The organism is Providencia sp. PROV202, assembly GCF_028479565.1.
GTDB classification, from domain to species: domain Bacteria; phylum Pseudomonadota; class Gammaproteobacteria; order Enterobacterales; family Enterobacteriaceae; genus Providencia; species Providencia zhijiangensis.
On the sequence record NZ_JAMPNV010000010.1, the window covers coordinates 32,444 to 51,595 of the forward strand.

At 43.1% G+C, this 19,152-nt stretch carries 24 protein-coding genes; 21 read left to right on the plus strand and 3 right to left on the minus strand.

All coding sequences use genetic code 11. The features are described 5' to 3' along the window. Nucleotide 1: 1 nt before the first annotated feature. From PR799_RS06425 to PR799_RS06435, 3 genes are read right to left on the minus strand one after another with little or no spacing between them, the layout of a single operon-like run. Nucleotides 2–319: an ogr/Delta-like zinc finger family protein gene (locus PR799_RS06425; RefSeq protein ID WP_141395919.1), complete on the minus strand. Its 318-nt coding sequence runs from the start codon at nucleotides 317–319 to the stop codon at nucleotides 2–4. Beyond that, a complete protein-coding gene (locus PR799_RS06430; RefSeq protein ID WP_109911720.1) occupies nucleotides 319–1,350 on the minus strand; it encodes a phage portal protein in 1,032 nt (343 codons plus the stop codon). The genes PR799_RS06425 and PR799_RS06430 overlap by 1 nt, the downstream gene beginning before the upstream one ends. Then, nucleotides 1,350–3,137: a terminase large subunit domain-containing protein gene (locus PR799_RS06435; protein WP_272521529.1), complete on the minus strand. Its 1,788-nt coding sequence runs from the start codon at nucleotides 3,135–3,137 to the stop codon at nucleotides 1,350–1,352. Before PR799_RS06435 ends, PR799_RS06430 begins: the two co-directional genes overlap by 1 nt. A 161-nt stretch (nucleotides 3,138–3,298) precedes the next feature. Here PR799_RS06435 and PR799_RS06440 point away from each other — a divergent pair, with 161 nt between their 5' ends. The 21 genes from PR799_RS06440 to PR799_RS06540 all read left to right on the plus strand — a co-directional run bounded on the left by PR799_RS06440 (nucleotide 3,299) and on the right by PR799_RS06540 (nucleotide 19,151). Further along, complete coding sequence (locus PR799_RS06440) at nucleotides 3,299–4,093, plus strand: GPO family capsid scaffolding protein (protein WP_272521530.1); 795 nt, start codon at nucleotides 3,299–3,301, stop codon at nucleotides 4,091–4,093. 28 nt (nucleotides 4,094–4,121) lie between these two features. Continuing rightward, nucleotides 4,122–5,156, plus strand: a complete 1,035-nt coding sequence (locus tag PR799_RS06445; protein WP_272521531.1) for a phage major capsid protein, P2 family — start codon at nucleotides 4,122–4,124, stop codon at nucleotides 5,154–5,156. A 2-nt stretch (nucleotides 5,157–5,158) separates the two neighbouring features. Next, nucleotides 5,159–5,866, plus strand: a complete 708-nt coding sequence (gene gpM, locus PR799_RS06450; protein ID WP_272521533.1) for a phage terminase small subunit — start codon at nucleotides 5,159–5,161, stop codon at nucleotides 5,864–5,866. Nucleotides 5,867–6,206: 340 nt separating this feature from the next. Then, a complete protein-coding gene (locus tag PR799_RS06455) occupies nucleotides 6,207–6,659 on the plus strand; it encodes a head completion/stabilization protein (protein ID WP_164455408.1) in 453 nt (150 codons plus the stop codon). Then, nucleotides 6,656–7,135, plus strand: coding sequence for a phage tail protein (locus PR799_RS06460; RefSeq protein ID WP_164455410.1), 480 nt, complete (start codon nucleotides 6,656–6,658; stop codon nucleotides 7,133–7,135). The genes PR799_RS06455 and PR799_RS06460 overlap by 4 nt, the downstream gene beginning before the upstream one ends. Continuing rightward, entirely contained in the window at nucleotides 7,125–7,838 is a 714-nt protein-coding gene (locus PR799_RS06465; protein WP_272521535.1) for a hypothetical protein, read from the plus strand. Before PR799_RS06460 ends, PR799_RS06465 begins: the two co-directional genes overlap by 11 nt. Nucleotides 7,839–7,850: 12 nt before the next feature. Further along, nucleotides 7,851–8,969 carry a DUF2586 domain-containing protein gene (locus PR799_RS06470; RefSeq protein ID WP_272521536.1) on the plus strand — a complete coding sequence of 373 codons (1,119 nt, stop codon included), beginning with the start codon at nucleotides 7,851–7,853 and terminating at the stop codon, nucleotides 8,967–8,969. Beyond that, nucleotides 8,969–9,424, plus strand: coding sequence for a phage protein (locus tag PR799_RS06475; protein WP_048608860.1), 456 nt, complete (start codon nucleotides 8,969–8,971; stop codon nucleotides 9,422–9,424). Before PR799_RS06470 ends, PR799_RS06475 begins: the two co-directional genes overlap by 1 nt. A 16-nt stretch (nucleotides 9,425–9,440) precedes the next feature. Beyond that, nucleotides 9,441–9,734, plus strand: a complete 294-nt coding sequence (locus tag PR799_RS06480; RefSeq protein ID WP_048608858.1) for a phage holin family protein — start codon at nucleotides 9,441–9,443, stop codon at nucleotides 9,732–9,734. Continuing rightward, entirely contained in the window at nucleotides 9,731–10,141 is a 411-nt protein-coding gene (locus PR799_RS06485) for a structural protein (protein WP_048608857.1), read from the plus strand. Before PR799_RS06480 ends, PR799_RS06485 begins: the two co-directional genes overlap by 4 nt. Next, nucleotides 10,138–10,515: a hypothetical protein gene (locus PR799_RS06490; RefSeq protein WP_272521537.1), complete on the plus strand. Its 378-nt coding sequence runs from the start codon at nucleotides 10,138–10,140 to the stop codon at nucleotides 10,513–10,515. Before PR799_RS06485 ends, PR799_RS06490 begins: the two co-directional genes overlap by 4 nt. Nucleotides 10,516–10,616: 101 nt before the next feature. Continuing rightward, nucleotides 10,617–10,880 (plus strand): putative phage tail assembly chaperone, encoded by a 264-nt coding sequence (locus tag PR799_RS06500; protein ID WP_096864679.1) that lies wholly within the window; start codon nucleotides 10,617–10,619, stop codon nucleotides 10,878–10,880. A 44-nt stretch (nucleotides 10,881–10,924) separates the two neighbouring features. Then, a complete protein-coding gene (locus PR799_RS17660; RefSeq protein WP_442959911.1) occupies nucleotides 10,925–11,071 on the plus strand; it encodes a DUF6890 family protein in 147 nt (48 codons plus the stop codon). Next, the gene (locus PR799_RS06505; RefSeq protein ID WP_272521538.1) at nucleotides 11,068–13,167 is read left to right on the plus strand and encodes a phage tail tape measure protein; all 2,100 of its coding nucleotides are present in this window, start codon (nucleotides 11,068–11,070) and stop codon (nucleotides 13,165–13,167) included. The genes PR799_RS17660 and PR799_RS06505 overlap by 4 nt, the downstream gene beginning before the upstream one ends. Next, a complete protein-coding gene (locus PR799_RS06510; RefSeq protein WP_048608849.1) occupies nucleotides 13,160–13,495 on the plus strand; it encodes a DUF2590 family protein in 336 nt (111 codons plus the stop codon). The genes PR799_RS06505 and PR799_RS06510 overlap by 8 nt, the downstream gene beginning before the upstream one ends. Then, nucleotides 13,485–14,675: a baseplate J/gp47 family protein gene (locus PR799_RS06515; protein WP_272521539.1), complete on the plus strand. Its 1,191-nt coding sequence runs from the start codon at nucleotides 13,485–13,487 to the stop codon at nucleotides 14,673–14,675. The genes PR799_RS06510 and PR799_RS06515 overlap by 11 nt, the downstream gene beginning before the upstream one ends. After that, nucleotides 14,662–15,279, plus strand: a complete 618-nt coding sequence (locus PR799_RS06520) for a phage tail protein (protein WP_048608846.1) — start codon at nucleotides 14,662–14,664, stop codon at nucleotides 15,277–15,279. Before PR799_RS06515 ends, PR799_RS06520 begins: the two co-directional genes overlap by 14 nt. Nucleotides 15,280–15,291: 12 nt before the next feature. After that, a complete protein-coding gene (locus tag PR799_RS06525) occupies nucleotides 15,292–17,199 on the plus strand; it encodes a phage tail-collar fiber domain-containing protein (protein ID WP_272521540.1) in 1,908 nt (635 codons plus the stop codon). Nucleotides 17,200–17,207: 8 nt separating this feature from the next. Beyond that, nucleotides 17,208–17,882 carry a tail fiber assembly protein gene (locus PR799_RS06530; RefSeq protein WP_272521541.1) on the plus strand — a complete coding sequence of 225 codons (675 nt, stop codon included), beginning with the start codon at nucleotides 17,208–17,210 and terminating at the stop codon, nucleotides 17,880–17,882. Then, the gene (locus PR799_RS06535; RefSeq protein WP_272521542.1) at nucleotides 17,864–18,640 is read left to right on the plus strand and encodes a hypothetical protein; all 777 of its coding nucleotides are present in this window, start codon (nucleotides 17,864–17,866) and stop codon (nucleotides 18,638–18,640) included. The genes PR799_RS06530 and PR799_RS06535 overlap by 19 nt, the downstream gene beginning before the upstream one ends. After that, on the plus strand, nucleotides 18,585–19,151 hold the full coding sequence (locus PR799_RS06540; RefSeq protein ID WP_272521543.1) for a baseplate complex protein: 567 nt from the start codon (nucleotides 18,585–18,587) through the stop codon (nucleotides 19,149–19,151). Before PR799_RS06535 ends, PR799_RS06540 begins: the two co-directional genes overlap by 56 nt. The last annotated feature ends 1 nt before the right edge of the window (nucleotide 19,152 follow it).

A 19,152-nucleotide genomic window follows, 5' to 3' on the forward strand; every position in this document is an offset into this window, starting at 1 on the left:
ATCATGCACCCTTTGAGGTTAATAACCCTAGCGCCAGTTGGCGCTGTTCAGGGTTAAATTTTTCAATCATGGATTGAATCAAATCATCTGAGTGGGCGCTAGGGCTGATTGTGTGACTAAACGTTAGATTTAAAACATAGGTGTGACCGCATTCAACATCATTACAGGCGCAATAAAGGTCTGAAATTTCACGATGTTTACGATTCGATTTGCGAATTGTCGCGCGTTGGCCGCAAATGGGGCAGAATATTTTTAATACTCGCACGTTCCAGACCTCCGATTGTTGATAACGTCTTAATTTTACCCTATTTTTAGACATTATTCATTTTCCTTAATGATATTTTGACGGAAATTTAATTTCAAAGACTCATTTCTACCGATTTCACTATTAACCGCATTCATAAATAAATTTTGTACGGGGATAACTTCATCTTGTCGATAGGCTTCTCTTGCTTTTAAGGGGTCACCTAAGCCGCCAGAGCCTAAGCCGGGAATGATGCCAGCAAGGCCAGCAGGGAAACGGTGAGCATTTAGAATGTCTTGCGCACTAATACTTTTCACATTGCTAAACTCATCGTTTGCAGAGATATCCCCAACGGGAATAAATTTGATGCCGTCAGGGTCACCATTCGGCACACTCACAAACATGGTTTCAAAATTACCAATCCCTTTGCTTTGGCTGAGTTTTTGGATAATTTGTTCTTCTACTTCGTCGGTCATATTCGGGTCATTACAGTAAATCATCCCGCCCGTGTGTGCCCCGTTATGGTAATAACGACGACGAAATATAGTTGCTTCACTGTTCAGTAAAGCTGCGTGGATGCCGCCAATATAGTCCGGTAAACCGTAGACTTGCTGTTGTGGGTCATACATCTTGATATAAATGATTTCATCAGGGGTATAAACTAGTGGCTCACCTTCTTGTAAAATGACAAAATCGCCGTCTTTACGCCTACGCAAGTAAAGTGAGGGTAAAACCTCCAATCCGATGATTTCCCCCCAACCGTTACGCACTTTTAAAATGGCCACATCACCAAATAAAAAGTAATTAAAGACAGCCGCTTTTAATTGCTCGTGGGTTAGGCCACCGCCAATATAATCACTGGTGACCATATTATGACGAGCATAAAGAACGCCCCCATGCTGGCCATTTAAATTTACCAATTGCGCCAGTGCTTCACGGTCTATTGGTGGTGTCCAATGGTCAAAATCATTGTCATACCAGATATTTTTATAATCAGTATGCGTCGTTAAAATAGGCGTTGGCTTGCCTAGTGTGATGCTAAATCCTTTAGAGGGGGCTTTAGCCGGTTGCGCCATCTGTTTGCGTGAATTCCGTTTCTTTTTCATTATGCAGCCTTTGGTAATATATATTTGGATTTGCGCTTTTTATCCGTATTAAGCGGCTCTTTAATTACTGCGTGAGACGTTGCCCAGAAAACATCCGCGTGGCCTGTTTCTTGTGTTCTATCTGCGACGAATGTCATTGCGCCACCTTTACCCGTAGTTGTGTGACGAATGCATAAAAATGATGCTGGGATTTCTTTCTGATCCATATCCCATTCAATGCGCTCTTCATCAACAATATCTATCATCTTCATCACAAGTTGCGTTTTCATTTGCAGACTATAAAGAATGGGCTGTGTGATACGAGGCGCAAAATCTTGCACCATTTCATACACGGATTGGCCTATCCCTGTAGTATCGATGCCAATGTGTGTGAAACGATATTTCTTGGTTAAGTCTTCAATCAATTTTGCTTGATGTCGCCAGCTAAACCCTTGCCAATAAAATGTTGCCAATACCCGAAATACTTCGGGTGCCATCATGGGTGGTGCAACGATAACAAACGTTGATGTGTCGCCAGAGCGTGCAGGGTCATACCCGCCCCACACTTCGCGATTGCCAAATGGGCGCGGGTCGTCGGGTTTATGGTCTTCCCATAAATTCACATCAACACCGCATTTCATTAAGGTGTCATATTTAAAGACAGACTTACCACTATCAATAAATACGCACATATACAACATGTTGAATGTGTCAGGGTTATATCGTTGTCGTAATTTATCGATAGACGCTAAGTTAAAGCCGCCTTTTATCGCATCTTCAAGGGTAATGATATAGCGCCATTGCCCATCGGGGCACTCACGCCCCCCGTCACGCATTTCTTTCTCACTTGGAAACTCGACGTTCTTACGTTTAGGGTCATTGCCGCGCCATTCATCCCCCATCCAAAATGGATAAGCTGGATGTGTTTTAGAGCTAGGCGTGGAAAAATAGGTGATACGCCAGCGGTCATGTGTTGCCATTGCAGATGCAACATCATTTAAGCGTTTAAAATCAGGAACCCAAAAATATTCGTCACAATATAAATGACCACTATAAGATTGAGCCGTGTTTTTATTGGTGGATAAGAAGCGCAGTTCTGCTCCATTGCTTAAACGGATGGGATTACCCGTTAGCGATACACCAAAGAATTGCTCCGCAATATTCACAATATATGACCGGAATACTTCCGCTTGGGGTTTTGACGCAGATAAAAATATCTGCGGGTCACCCGTCAAGCAGGCATTCTCAAAGGCTTCAAAGGAGAAGTACCACGTTGCCCCGATTTGACGGCTTTTTAATATATTGCGCACTGCCTGCGTGATATTAATGCGCAAATGCTTTTGATAACCAAACAGCATTTCATCAGCAAAGCGTTGGAAATCTTCTGGCGTCAGGCTAGAAATGTCATTTTTACGATAGCGTTTCTTTTTCTTCGGTTCGCCATCTTCATTCATTGCATAATCAGCACCGCCTTGCATATCCGCTGATTGCGATTTTAACGCTGCCATTTTTTCAGCGTGTTTATTCGCTTGCGCCATTAATTTAACGTGGCTAGCAATCAATCGGTCTAACTCATCTAATTCAAGCTCCGTTTTTTTAGTTCGCTCGCTCAATAAAACAATGCGACGGTTAATTGCTTCAATCACACTCTCATGACTGAGCATATCTGCCCAATTCCATTTTTCTGCCCAATAGTAAACAATCCGACGATTAGGCAGGCTCAATTCCTCCGCGATTTCCGCTGGAGTATAGCGTCGCAAATATAACGATTTTGCGACCTGTATTTTTGCATCCGTGTATTTAGCCATAGTAGATGCATTGTGCCCCGACCTTTAAACGCTGGCATTAAGCGGCTTTCGGCAAAGCATTTATAACCGAATCGAACTTGTCGCCAGTGAAAAAAATGTGGGCAATACTGAGCACCTAACGAAATGGAAGCAACAAACCCAAGGACGGGAGCAACATGTAAATGTCGCAATTAAGAACAACATGGTTATGTATCGCGACAGAGGGTGACACCGTAGACGGCAGAGTCATTGAAAGGCAAGACCTGTTAGATGCAGCAGAGCTCTACGATTATAAATTATATGCGGCACTAATTTGGCCGGAACATAATCACGATGCAGAACCAATGGGCGAAGTGCTTGAGGTCATGCTTGAAGAAAATGAGCATGGTGAATTACAGCTTCTCGCCATTATCAGGCCATTTGTTAGCTTATTAATCGCAAATGCCGAGGATAAATACCTGTTTACCTCCATAGAATTAACGCCTGACGGTAATTTTAGAGGGACAGGTAAATCGTATCTTGAAGGGCTGGCTGTTACTAATGAGCCTGCCAGTGTTGGAACCACAAGGCTACATTTCAGCCGAAAAAAACGAAAGGACAAGGACATGTCAACAAAGTCTAAGAAAACAAGCTGGCGTAAGTTGTTTAATATTGCTGAGCCAGAAGCGACACCGCCAGAGGAAACGGTTGACGGTGATAAGTTACAGAAACTAGCGGAAGCATTAGCCGCTGCCGAAGAAGAAATTAAACTGTTAAAAGAACAGATTGCATCTACTCAGCAGGAAGTGGAGGACGTTCAAGACGACGTCGACACGGTAAAAGAAGTGGTAGACACGGAAGAATTCGCACGTTTGCGCGAGAACCTACCACAAATCGTTAAAAACTTTGGAAAGTTAGACGAAAAAGTCACTAAGTTGCCAAAAAATAACCCTAAAGGCGAAGATAAAGAACGCAAAAAAGGCTTCGAATATCTTTAATCGTCATTAGTTTAGGAGAGGGATTTCCATGTTAAATCAAAAGGCAGTTAAGTGTCTTGATAGTTATGAAGAAGGCCTTAGAAAATCTTATGGGATTGATAAGACTTCTCGTTATTTTAATTTGTCAGACCCAAAAGAAACCGCTTTACGTTCTGCATTATTAGACCGCATTGAGTTTCTTAATATGATTACTTGCGCTGATGTTGACCAGTTACAAGGCCAAGTCGTCGCTGTTGGTAATCCGGGTATTTTTACAGGTCGAAGTGATACTGGTCGTTTTATTCGAAAAACTGCGGTTAGTGGTAACGAATATAAATTGGTTGAAACCGACTCAGGTGCTGCGTTGCCATGGAGTTTATTGTCTGTTTGGGCGAATGCTGGGACAGAGGATGAATTTGCACAGCGCATGCAAACATTTACTAATGAATCTTTTGCGCTAGATATGCTCCGTATTGGTTTTAATGGTGTGAAAGTTGCGGCTAAAACCGACCCTGAAAAATACCCGAACGGAGAGGATGTCAATATCGGTTGGCATCAAATCGCTAAAAACTGGGAGAATGGTAAGCAAATTATTACTACTCCGGTCACATTGGATGACAAAGGCGATTATCGCTCATTAGATGCGATGGCATCCGACCTGATTAATACCTGCATTCCACAGCAATTCCGTAATGACCCGCGCTTGGTGGTGCTTGTTGGTGCTGATTTAGTGGCAGCAGAGCAATATCGATTATATCAAGCGGCTGATAAACCAACGGAAAAAATCGCTGCACAAATGCTGGCAGATACTATCGCGGGTCGTAAAGCGTTAGTACCGCCATTTATGCCCGGTAAGCGCATGGTTGTGACAATGTTGTCAAACCTGCATATCTACACCCAGCGCAACACGCGTCAGCGTAAAGCAGAGTTTGTAGAAGACCGTAAGCAGTATGAAAACAAATATCTGCGTAATGAGGGATATGCGTTGGAATACCCAGAGTTATATGCCGCTTATGATGAAAATGCAGTTACTATCGGCACCGTTTCTGAATTACCGAACAATCCAGATAATCAGGAACAATAGTAATGTTATCACCCGCACAACGCCACCGCTTAGACGTTGAAGTCAAGCAAAAGCTGGAAAGGCAAGAGGCCATCACTATCGCTGATGGTGCCAGCATGCACTTACAAGCGAGGGCGATTGAGCGGGATGTCAAAAGACTGCGTGAGCAACCGACAACGGCTGACCGCGTGGAAATGAAAAAGCGGGAGTTACTCCCCGCTTATCTTCCCACCGCTGAACGCTATTTGTCCGAGGGGGAGGTCTACCGAAACCCGATTTTTGCTTACTGCACCGTTTGGCTATTTGATGTTGGGGATTTCGACAAGGGATTGGATTGGGCAGATATTGCCATTGAGCAAGGACAGCTCACCCCAGACAATTTCCGCAGTAATTTTCCGGCCTTTGTCGCTGACACTATCTTAGCGTGGGCAACATTGGAAAATGAAGCGGGAAACAGTATTGAGCCTTATTTTTCAAGAACCTTTAAAAATGTCACTGAAAAATGGCGAGTTCACGAAAAAATCAGGGCGAAATACTACAAATTTGCTGCATTGAATTTGCTAAGAAGCAATATCAATCAGGATGCGAAAGCCAGTGCCATTGACTGTGTCGATACATTGGAACAGGCCGCATCCTATATGGAAAAAGCACGACAGCTTAATCCTAAGGTGGGTGTTGATACGCACTTAAAACGGATCGCCATGCGCATTCGAGCGTTAACAGCCGAATAAAAACGACTACCGCAAGCCAATCGGGCGTGGTGGAGATGACGCAATTTATTGCTTTCAGTCTTGGAAGCCAGTCAGCCCGATTTTTTATTACAAGGATTGATAATGAAATCAGACATAATTGTTGGCGCAATATTGATTGTGCTCGTAATCGCAGCATGTTTATTGCTATCTCTGGGTGTTTCTTGGGGAGTATTAAGTATCTGGAATTGGTTTTCAATTTCAGCCGAATTAAATACGGTAGTACCTGTAAATTGGGGAACGGTTATTGGGCTATCAGTCATTTTATTTGTATTGCGAAGTATATTCTGGCGGAGTGATTCAAAGTAGCGAGCGATAAATTATGTTTAATGGCAACGATTTAAATTATCAATCGGTCGAAATAACTAATGATGGTTTTTGGCCTGATATTAATTTAGCGGATTTTCAAAAGCAGCGCCAAGTACCACCTGATTTAAATCATGAGTTATTAACCGATGCGTTATTAGCGAGTGTTGCTGAAATTAATTTATCGCTCGAATCACTGAAAAAACAATTGTTGTCTAAAGGGTATAACACTGCAAATGACGCTCCGGGAGCAAAAGCCAATGGGCAAAACGCATTGTGTGCACAATATAAAAAGGCGCTCTATGCACGGGCTAAAGCGGATTTGATAGGCGAAATAACATCAATTGTCAGCCGTGCGGCAAATCCGAAGCAAGAAAACCCTGAAACAAAGAATAATTTACTCGCAGAAGCCGCATTTGTGATCCGCAATATGAAAGGCTTAAAACGTGTCACGGTGGCGATGATATGAATAAATTAAAAAGCCTAACTGATTTTTTAAAAGCCAATTTACCGCCACGCGTCTGCGATGTTGAATTTAAAAGCGAAATGGACGAAATACAGTTTATCCGCGCGCATCGGGATTTAGGCTTAGACCAATATCAAATGATGATACGACAAAGTGAAGCTGTCATTTCATGGGGGCGTTTTCCTTATCGACTGATTCACCCTGATTATATCCCTTTGCTAATTGATGCGTGGGCATGTGAACAAGATAACGAGTTAGGCAATAGCAATATCGAACAAGAACCGCCATCTATGATTGTTGAAGTTGATGACGAAACAGCCGTTGTCATTGTGTCAATTTCACTCGCTGAGCCCGTTGTGATGAAAGAAGACATAAACGGGATTGTTCCTTTTGATGGTAAGCGTTGGTCACTGGCAGATACCGAATTTGGATACGCAGAACACGCTGAAATTTATAGTGACGTGAAAAATGATAATTAAAGGCCAATTGAGCAAAGAGCAATTTGCAGAAATGCAAAAAGCGTTAAAAAACCTTGAATTATCAGAAAAGAAAAAACAGCGTTTTTTATGGCGCATGGCGAAGCATGGAGTAATTGCATCAGCAAAACGAAATGTTAAAAATCAACAATCGCCTGATGGCGAAGCTTGGGAAAAAAGGCAGAGTAAGTATAAGAAAAAAATGCTTCGTAATATGCCTAAGTTATTACATATCAGGGAAATGCCAGAAAAAGAAGCCGTTAGAATTTATTTACAAGGTGGTCATTATCGTAATGGTAAAAAACCTGTTCCTGCTGGTGTAGTTGGTTATGCACAGCAAAATGGAATGAGCGTGAGCCGAAGAAAAAGAGACTCAGAGCAAGAAAATAAATCAAAACCGACGGATAAAGATAGAAGAGCAACTATCAAACAAGCCAAAAAATTACGGGAGCTTGGTTATCAGGAAACCAAAGGAAAACGAATTAAAAAACCATCAGTTAAAGATATCACAACAAATATGTCTTTTATAAAAGCAGGTGGAATAATTCGAATGTTAAGTAAAAAAACAGCCAAAACATTTTGGACTATTGAAGTACCTTCACGTGTTTTCCTCGGCATGAGCGATAGCGATTTTAAAAAGGCACTCGCAAGGCAGTTACAAGGGATTGGATTTGGCGCTGATGTTAAAGCGCAGGATATTAAATAAAAGGACTTAACTATGTGGCCTAACATTCAGGTTAATCAAGTCAATCAGTTACAAGGCGAAACCAAAGAAATTGAGCGTGTTTTGCTGTTTGTGGGCAAAGCGAAAAGCCATATTGGTGAAACCTTACCTGTTAATACTCAAACTGATTTAGATACATTATTGGGGGTAGAAAATAGCCCTTTAAAGTCGAATATCAAGGCAGCAATGGCGAATGCGGGGCAGAACTGGTTTGGTTATGTTCACGTCTTACCGGAGAGCGCAGCCGAAACCGATTTTGTTGATGCGGTAATGAAAGCGCAATCTGTTGCCAGTGTTGAGGGCTATGTCTATATCGGTGACACCACGAAAGCAACCATTAAAGCCGCGCAAACACTCCGCGCAAATCTAATGGCGAAATTTGGGCGCTGGACATGGGCAATTCTTTCCGTCGCAGGTTTACAAGCAAAAGAAACGTGGCAACTAGCCTTAACCCGCCTTGGCGATCTTCAAAAAGGCGAAGCGGTTGAATCTATTCAATTAGTGCCCACGTTTTGGGGAAATGAAGCGGGCGTATTGGCGGGTCGTTTATGTAACCGTGCGGTTACCATTGCTGATAGTCCGGCTCGGGTGAAAACAGGCGCTTTGCTTGATTTAGGTAGCGTTGATAAACCTAAAGACGATAGCGGGGTAGAAATTGATTTAGCCACCTTGCAAGCGTTGGAAAAACTCCGTTATAGCGTGCCAATGTGGTACCCCGACTATGACGGCATGTATTGGTCGGATGGTCGCACTTTAGATGTTGAGGGCGGTGATTTTCAAGCGATTGAAAACCTGCGTATTGTTGATAAAGTCGCGCGTCGCGTTCGTTTACAAGCTATTGCAAAAATTGCAGACCGTAGCTTAAACAGTACACCAAACAGCATCGAAACCCACAAATCCTATTTTGCTCGCACCATGCGTGAAATGTCACGTAGTGCAGAAATTAACGGGGTTACGTTCCCCGGTGAGTGCAAGCCACCGCAAGACAATGACGTCGTGATTGTGTGGAAAACCAAAAATACCGTTGAAATTTATATCACAGTAAGAACGTATGAATGCCCGAAAGGAATTACGGTCAGTATCTTACTGGATGCTAGCTTGGAGAGCGCATAATGAGCCAACGTTTATCTGGTCAATCCTTTGACTTTAATATTGATGGTGACTTAATTCACGTCGAAAAAGTGAGTCTATCCATTACTGATAATACCGCAGCCGCGCAAACCAAAGGTATGCCCGACGGTTTTGTCGCGGGTGATGTGAGCGCAGAGGGTGAAATCGAAATTAGTACAAAATATTTTGAGATTATCGTTGCAAAAGCGCGGGCGGCAGGTTCATGGCGTGGGATTAAGCCAATGGATTTCTTATGGTATGCCAAGGCGGGCAATGAAGAAATGAAAGTCGAATCATTCGGTAATAAATTGATTCTGACTGATATTTTAGATACCGACCCCAAAGGTGGTGCACTCACTACTCACAAAATTAAATATCTGGTCACCAGTCCTGATTTTGTGCGTATTAAAGGCATTCCTTATTTGGAATCTGAGTTAACTCAAACCCTTATCGGATAATAGGGATAATTTGTTCATGGAAGAACACGAAAAAACATTTATTACAATGGTTATTATCGGGGCGCTAATTAGCATTGGTCAAATGCTAACAGGGGCTGAACCTATCACCATCAAGTTATTTGTGAGTCGGGTGATTTTAGGGGCGGCAACCTCTGTCGCTGCCGCTGCACTTTTAATTTGGATCCCCGACCTTTCACCGCTTGCCCTTGTTGGGTGTGCATCCGCATTAGGGATTGCCGGATACCAAGCGGTTGAAATGTGGATTAGAAAACGTGGAAGCGCACTGTTAAAAGGGAAATTTAAGCAATGAGCAAATTACCACCAAGAGGCATTCGTAACAATAACCCCGGTAATATCCGCCACGGTGATAAATGGCGAGGTTTACACCCTGAGCAAACAGATAAATCATTTTGCCGATTTATCGCACCGGAATGGGGGTATCGGGCGCTATTTATTTTAATGCGTACCTATGAGCGAAAACACAAAATTTGCTCTATTCGTGAAATTATTAACCGTTATGCACCGCCAGTGGAAAATAACACGGAGGGCTATATTCAGCGTGTCGCAAAAGAGTTAGGGGTTAGTCCTGATGATTGCTTATCTGTTATGCAAAAAGACGTTTTGTTTGCTTTAGCGGATGCCATTACTCGTGTCGAAAATGCGGGGCAGCAACCTTGGGGCATTGCCGAATTCGAAAAAGGATATGCATTAATATGACAAAACAACTCGCGCTGATAATTGCTTTATTGGCCTGTGCCTTTGGCGCGGGTTGGAAAGTCAACGGCTTATATCACGATAGCATTGAGCTAACCGCAAGTAGGACAGCAGCAAAAATTAAAGGGGATATTGAAAAGATATCGAGTGAGTCCGGTCAAAAGCTGGAAGAACAATTGGAGGGGATTGCCAATGCTGCCCCCAGAGAAATACGCACTGAAATTATTAAGCCTGTGTTTACTAACGTTTGTATTAGTGATGAGTTTGTCAGCATGTACAACCAAACCGCAGAAAACATCGAGCGTGAACTATCAGGAAAACCTGTTAAAAAAATGCTCGACGGACATTCCGAGACTCGCGGGAACAACAGGCCGTGATATCTCAGAGCCATTAGAAAAAATGGCTATTTTATACGGTCAATGTGCCGCACGGCACAACCAATTAACGGACGAAATCAGAAAGAGAAAGGAACTATCTCATGACTAAAAAAATTATTACGTTAACTATCAATGAAAAAGACGTTAGCTTTGAGCCAAATATCACGGCTTATAATGGCATGATTAACGATATGTCGATGGACAATAAAGTTGCCCCGCTCACCACTTATTTAAAACGTATTGTCACCGCTGAAAGCAAAGAATATTTAGATGAATTACTGAGCTTCCCGGGGGCTGCCGCACAGCTTGCCGAAGCAGTAAACAAAGAATACGCGCCAAAGCTGGAAATTAGCGTAAAAAACTAAAAAACCGTGTTCGTGCAATTGAGCGTAATGAGTTAGAGCAATTCATTGCGCTCAGAAAACACTATTTACCTCATGAGCCGGACACGGAAGAAAATCTCGCTACTGCAATCTGGTTAGATAACCGTCACTGGAAAAATACGCAAATTGCAGTCGCAAACGGAATTGTATTAGCGTTTAAAGGTGACTCATGAGCGAGTTAGATTTTACTCTCAGCCTTATCGACAATATCACAAAGCCTATTCGACAAGTGCAATCGGCTGTCTCTAATTTTGCTAGAGATAGCCAAGTCGCCTTTGGTAAAATTGCTGTAGGCGGTGCAGGTCTTGCCGGGGCGTTCTGGTCTATTAAAAGCATTCTTGACCCTGCCATTGAAATGAATGACGCCATGATGAGTGCATCATTACAGGGTATTGATGATGGCATTATGTCTAAAGTGTCTAAAGACGCCCTGAAATTCGCATCCCAATACGGAAAATCATCCATTGATTTTGTCAATTCCACTACGGCAATCAGCAAAGCCATTAACAATGTCACACAGCAAGATTTGCCGCAATTAACCCGTATTACCAATACGACAGCCGCTGCATTGAAAGCCACATCAACCGAAGCCACTGAATATATGGGACAAATGTTTAACCAGTTTGAGAGCCATGCGAATGCCGTTGGGCATGTTAAGTTTGCCGAAGATTTGGCGGGTAAGGCCGTGTATATGTCAAAAGCGTTTGGTGTATCGATGGCTGAAATAACAGGTTTGATGGAGGGCGCAAAAAATGCAGGTACGCAATTTGGCGTCGGGATTGATGAGCAGCTTGCGGTATTGGGTGAACTGCAAAGAACGCTAGGCGGTGAGTCGTCGGGAGCGTATGAAGCATTCCTCAAAACAGCGTCCGATAGCGGTAAAAAACTCGGCCTGTCATTCGTCAATGCGTCAGGTCAGATGTTATCCATGCCTGAAATGCTGGATAAATTGCAGGCCAAATATGGCAAGAGTATTGAGGGCAATTTAAAAGCCCAAAAAGAAATTGAAGCGGCCTTTGGTGATTCTGCCGTCGTGGTCAAACAGCTTTATGGCAATGTTGATATTTTGCGTAAAAATATTGGTTTCTTAGGTGCCAGTGATGGAATGAAGCGCACCACGGAGCAAGCCGCAAAATTAGCCAATCCGTGGGAACGGCTTATGTCTATTTGGCAATCTATCCGTATCGCCATTGGTATGACGTTATTACCTGTCATTACCCCATTAATCGATAAACTCGCGGAAGGCGGTCAAACCCTTGTACGATGGTTTACGTTATTCCCCAATATTGCGCGATGGGTCGGCTATATCACCATGGGCACACTCGGATTTGCTGCCGCAGGTGCTGCCGCCAATATCGTGATGGGTATTTCCAAATTTATCATGGCAGGGTTAAGTATCATCATGGGGGTATTTAGTGGCATGCTAAAAATGGGCACTGCTGCTATTTGGCTATATCGCACAGCAATATTGGCATGGAATACCGCCCTTAAATTTATTCGCGGCACATTGTTAGCGGTGCGTATTGCTGCAATGGCGGCAGGTGTCAGCTTTTCATTTATGAGCTGGCCTATTTTATTAGTAATTGGCGCCATCGCGCTTTTAGCTTATGGCATTTATAAACTTATTCAACATTGGGATGATGTTAAAGCCGCAGTGATGGACACCACCGCATTTAAAGTGATAGCAATTGCCGTGCGTGCCGTCGGGCTTGTTGCTATGCAAGCATGGGAATGGATGGCGCAAAAATGGCAAGAGTTTACAGCCTATTTTGCCGATACATGGGCATTCAAGGCGCTCATGATTGTGATTGATACTTTGAAATCTGCATTTGTTCAAACGTGGCAGGCAATTACAGATGGGTGGAATGCGGTTTGCAATTTCTTCAGTGATTCACCTATTGATAAAACATTTGAAGCAATGGGGAATAGTATTAAAGCTGTTTTTTCAAAGGTTTGGCAATCAATTACGGATTCTTTCCGTAGTGTTTATAACACCATTGTAGAAACACTAAATTACTTGCCGGGTGTCAATATTGAAACCAAAACCACCGGAACCGTTGACGGTTCACCCGCCCCAGCAGGCGCGGCAGGTTTATTGGTCGGTGGGCAACTTAGCGGTGTAGAGAAAGGCGGCATTAGTCGGCAAATCAGCAATAACCGAACCCAATCGATTGATAACAGCAAGCGATACGATACAGTAAATATCAATGTGACAAACGGAATGTCACCAACGGATTTAGCGGAATGGACTGCGCTTGATAATGGATAATCTACTCTACATTGATTTATTAATTACAAACCGAGATTTGACATTAAACTCCGGCAATGAGCCGGAGTTATGCAATAACCGTCAATCAATCACCCAAGATGTGGCACACCGTATTATTGAAAGCGGACTCGCCACCCAATTAGTGGCAGAGCGTAGCCCAACATTACGCGCGGACATTCGCACTCAAATGGAAATCTTGGTTGAAAGTGATGAACGGTTAGTTCCGGGTACCGTTGTGATTGATGAAGAAAATACTAAGCGACTTTGGGTAACCGCGGATACGTATGATTTTGGCCGTATCAATTTAGGGGTAAATTATGAACAGTAAAAAAATCCCTGAAATTGATTATGAACAGGTTTTACGTGATAGCGGGATGCCAGTCTCAGAGGAAGAAATTAGCGATAAATTTGCGGAAATTGTCCACGATGAGGGCTTTGTTACTAACACCTCGGACATGTCACCGTTTTGGCGCTTGATTAATACCATCGTAACAAAGCCTGTTCGCTGGCTCACGGAAGCATTAATTAATGTCACCTTGAAAAATATGTATTTAGCCACTGCATCAGGGCAATGGCTAGATATGTTTGCATGGGGCGTCAATTTAACGCGCAAGCCTGCCACCGAAGCAAAAGGCGTCATCCGCTTTTATCGTGCCGCAGGTGCGGGAACAGTCACCATTCCTGCCGGAACCATTGTGCAAACAGAGCGTATCAACGGAATTATTTACAGTATGAAAACCGTTGAAACGAAAGCGATAAATACCGATAGCGCATTAGTGCCGGTTATCGCTGAAAATGCCGGAGGAGCTTACAATCTTGCTCCTGGTTATTTTCGTATTTTACCCGTGGCGATTGCAGGGATTGAGCGTGTTCAAAGTGAAGAAAATTGGTTATTGGTTCCGGGTGCGAATGCAGAAAGTGACAATGATTTGCGTGACCGCTGCCGCAATCAATATAACTTAGTCGGTCAATATCATACCGATGCGGTTTATCGCGGCATGATAGCGAATGTTGTCGGCTTGAGTATTGACCGTATTTTCTTTTTGCATGATGCACCGCGCGGAGCGGGAACGGCTAATGCCTATTTGTTATTAGACAGTGGCGTCACCAGTCAGCCATTTATCGACAAAGTGAATGATTATATTAATGCACAAGGCCACCACGGACACGGTGATGATATGCAGTGTTTTCCCATGCCAGAAACACAGCACGTATTAAAAGTGACTTTATTTGTGCAAAGTGTGGAAAACTTTACCGCAGAGGAATTGCAAAAACTTAAACAAGATACGGGTGATTTGGTGCGTTGTGCATTTCGTGAAAACACCAATTATGACGTTAAAAAAACATGGCCATATTCGCGTTTTTCATTCTCAAATTTAGGCCGTGAGTTACATAAACAATTTTCCGTCTTGGATTCTATTGTGTTTAGCATTCCCGACATTGTCAGTGATTTAAGCGTCCCACGCCTAAAATCGCTCACGATAGAGGTGCAAAATGCCCGAGTTTAAAGAACGATTAAAGCGATTGCAGTTGCCGTCATGGATGAACCTTGGTGAGCTTGCCACATTATTGCGAGCCGCAAAGCGGTTTTGGGAAATAGTTTATAGCTGGTTAACGTGGCCTTTGGCGCAATTAGACCCCGATACATGCACCGAGCCATTATTAAACTTGTTGGCCTATCAACGCGATATCCACCGCTTTAATAATGAACCGTTGGATTTATACCGTAAACGCGTGAAATATGCATTTATCAATGCTAAAGACTCCGGCAGTGTCGCAGGATTTATTGAGATATTTAAACGCCTTGGTGTGGGCTATGTCGAAATTAACGAGCGACAACCGGATATTGACTGGGATGTCATTATTTTACGGGTCAGCGACGGGCAAATAGCGAATAACCCTGATTTGTTGCTGCAAATTATCCGTCAGTACGGGCGAACATGTAGGCGCTATCGTTTTGAAGTCATGGCGGTGCATGAGTTAGGAATGCGCGTGGGCTTTGTTGAAGCCGATTATATTTGCTATTACGCCACGCTCCCAAATCAACCATTATTTATTCGAATTGGACAAATTACCGCGTCAAGTGAAACCTTTGGCGCATCATTAATGTAAAGGACTACATTCATGGCATCAGTTATTACAGTTGCTTTCGAAAATTGGAAAGCCCAAGAGGCGGCAAGCGGTAAGGCCGTATTGTTGGATGAATTCGTGTTTGCCAATGTGCCGAATTTAGACCCGTCACAGCCGATTGACCGCAATGAAAAATTACCCCCTGCAAATCAAATTGTTCACCGTCAAGCGGTCAATAAAGCAGGTTTAGCCAGCGAAAATGCCGTGGCCTATAGCGTCACATTGGGCGCAGAAGTCGGTAACTTTGATTTCAACTGGATAGGCTTACTAAATAAAGCATCCGGCACCGTGGCCATGATTACCCATGCCCCAACCCAAAAGAAACTTAAAACCCAAAATGGGCAGCAAGGGAATGTATTAACTCGCTCATTTATCTTGGAATTCCAAGGCGCAGCCGAAGAAACCCAAATCAAAACCAGTGCGGAAACGTGGCAAATTGATTTTACTGCCCGCTTGTCGGGCATTGATGAAATGCAGCGCCTAATTAATGTTGATAGCTACGGCGCGGCTGCATTCTTTAATGATGGTTTTGAAGTCACCCGCAGTGGTGAACAATATACGGTAAAAAAAGGCTTGGGCTATGTGGGTGGGCTACGTGGTGAACTGGCACAAAACCAGATTTTAAACGGGTTACGCAACACTAAAGTGTATGCGGATTTTAGCTATCAAGGAAACATTGTTAGCCAGTGGAATACCGTTGTTAAAATCACACCAGCGGCAACACTGAATAATTATGTTGATGCCTTTGGGTTTACCCATCAAGTGTTTGCTATTGCCAGTATTGACGCATCAGGAAACGTAAAAGACTTGCGCCCGATGGGTGGGTTAAGTAGCCAAGAAATCAGCGCGTTGGAAACGCGCTTTAAACTTGATTTAACAAAAAAAATAGATAAAGCCAATATCACGCACCAAACAGGAAATAGTACCGAGCTAGTCGCTAGTCAACAGATGGTGACAACTGAATTAGGCAAGAAACAACCCGCTGGAAATTATGCTGATGGTTATATATTCAGTAAATTAAAAGATTATACCCGCATGCAATCCCCTTCATTTGCCTATCGTATTGTGATAACCGATGCGGGTAGCTTTATGATGATAAATGATGCTACTAGTGGTCAAGTTTTTGGTTTCAATGCATCAGGTGAATTAATCTCAGGCAAAATACCCGTTGAAAGATTGACAGGTCTATCTCAAACAGCCGGAAGCTCAAAAACTGCCGTGATGAGCCAAGATGCTGCAACAAAAGCATTTCAGCCTGCGGGAAATTATGCAAGTAGCGATATCTTTACTGTTAATAGCGTGTTTTCTGCAATGCGTTCACCAACCGAAAAGTACCGTGTGTGCATGCTGGATGATGGGCGGTTGATGGTGATTGATGCGACGGTATCCAGCTCTCCTGCAATCTTATCATTTTCTGCGTCAGGGGAAATGATGACGGGTAAAGTGCCTTTTGAAAGGCTGACTGGGGTGAGCAAAGATGCCAGCGGGTTTGTTCGCACTGGCAACTCAACTGCGCTAACAACAGCAGAAAGAACGGCTTCACTGGGAACATCCACAACACTTGTTGCAACGCAAAAGCTTGTTAATGATGTTAACTCAAAATTGATTGGCGTAGGCCAAACATGGCGGCACATGCACGCAACAGGGGAAAGAAAGCCTAATATCGTCTATACAAACGATAAGGGGCGAGCGATTGAAATCAGTGTCACCTACCAAGCCGCATCAGGAAACACTTTAGCCGCACTGTCAGTCAAAATAAACGGTTTCCTAATGGCAAGACAAGTATCTCGCTATGAATCAGCCGAAAAAGCCGTAAATATTACAATGGTTATTCCTTCAGGGGCGACTTATGAAGTGACTGACGTTGCTGGGAGTTTGTATTTATGGGCTGAATTATCATGAGGATAGACATGAATTACTATAAAGATAAAAAAACAAATCAAGTGTATGCGTATGATGCTAGTCAGCTTGAGCAGGTCGCGAGGCTGACAGAACTTGAGCATTTATTGACTGAAAGCGAACCTGATTTTATTGATGCCAACTCGCGATTACAACACGCAACTCAAGAGCTTGAAGACGCAAAACAGCAACTTGAAGAAAATAACGTCTTGATATTAAGTGAAGGGCATAACGAAGAATCACAAGTGGAGCTTTTTAAAAAACGCGAAGAATTAATGCAATGCGTCGATGAAAAATCACAAGATTATAATGACGCTTTACTCGCTTACCATAAAGCCGAACTCATCTACCTACCGTTAAAAAATGAGTATAACGCGGTTGTGCCTGCTATTTTTGATATTAGAGAAAATCTTAAATTATTTAAAAAAATGACAGTAAAAGAAGTTGATGCACATACCAACCCGCCAGTACCTAAAGAACAACTTATCGCCGAAGCTGCAATGCAAAAACAATCATGTGCGGATGATGCAGAGAAAAACATCACCATTTTAGAGCGAAAAGTAAGACTGAACATGGCGACAGATGATGATAAAAATAGCTTAACCGCTTGGGAAATATACAGTATCAAAGTATCGGACATTGATACATCAACCGCACCGGATATCGAATGGCCAGTGAAACCATAATCCACCCAACGTGGCGTAAATCGCTCATGAAAATGTCCCCGACCATGTCGGGGATAACCTGTTCAATGGTACCAGCACATCCGTTTGTTTATGGGCTTGGGCAAAAAACCGATACAGGTTGCTATTTAAGCCCAACCAACGCCATTAATCACATTGCAAAGAAATTGGCAGGTGCGGGTGAAACTGACATTGTTGTCATGATGGTCTGCGCTAAATCGCAGATGGAATTTATGTCATTATTACAATTGTTTTCGTCTGTATTTCCACTGCCTGTTTTCTCACAGGTAGAACGCATGGCAAAAACAGCAGCTAATTTGCAAGTCACCAAAATGCAATTACCGGGCAAACAGTTTGGCGGCTTACCCAAGCCACAGGCACTATCAACATCAACAAGTCGGGCAACAATTAATGCCCAATTGATAGAACAGGCCAAAAATAGCGCAGGTAGTACAAGCGGTATTGATGCCATGAAATCTGCTATGACTGGTTTTAAATCAGCAAGAGAGAGCGCACTTAAAGAGATTGGCAATAAACTCACGGATTTACTTGGAAAATCCGTGGTTATTTGGAGTTTTACGGGCAAAGGTACAGGCGATTATTTAGCGGAACGGCTACAAAAAGATATCCCTGAGCCAGATGCCATTTTTACATTGGCTACACTGTTTGCAGGAAGCGAACTGGCACCACTAAAAGGAATGCTTCATGATCCAACAAAATCAATCAACAACACAGAACCCGACAATCACGCTCGCCCTTGATGGTGAAGCTATTCCGCTGAAAAACATCAAAGTTAATTCGTCTATTCAATTTCAAGATAAAGACCAGTCCGGCCAAACGTCCAGCACATCCGTAGCAGAGCAAGGTATTAAGCCGCAAGAGTTGCGTATAACGGGCGTGATTAATTTTATTGATGAAAAAATCCTCACACGCCTATTTACATTAGCGAGAGCCACCGAAAACGGAAAGCTAAAACGTTATCGGGTCGCAAACCACACAGCTAAAGCAATTAATTTTCGCATTGGTACTTTTACCAATAATCTTGATGCCAGTGAAATTGATGGGCAGATGGCGTGGCAAGTCACATTCACGTTGCGAGAGCATTTATCCGTATCTGAGAAAAAAGACGCCAGAACCGCAGCCCAAGTCAAAGCGAAAAAACAAACGGGCAACCCGAAAGCACCGACGGCAGGGTCACAAGAAGAAAAAGACGAATTAAGTTGGTTTGAAAGCACGGTTTTGAAACCGATTGATGATTTAGGGAATAAATAAT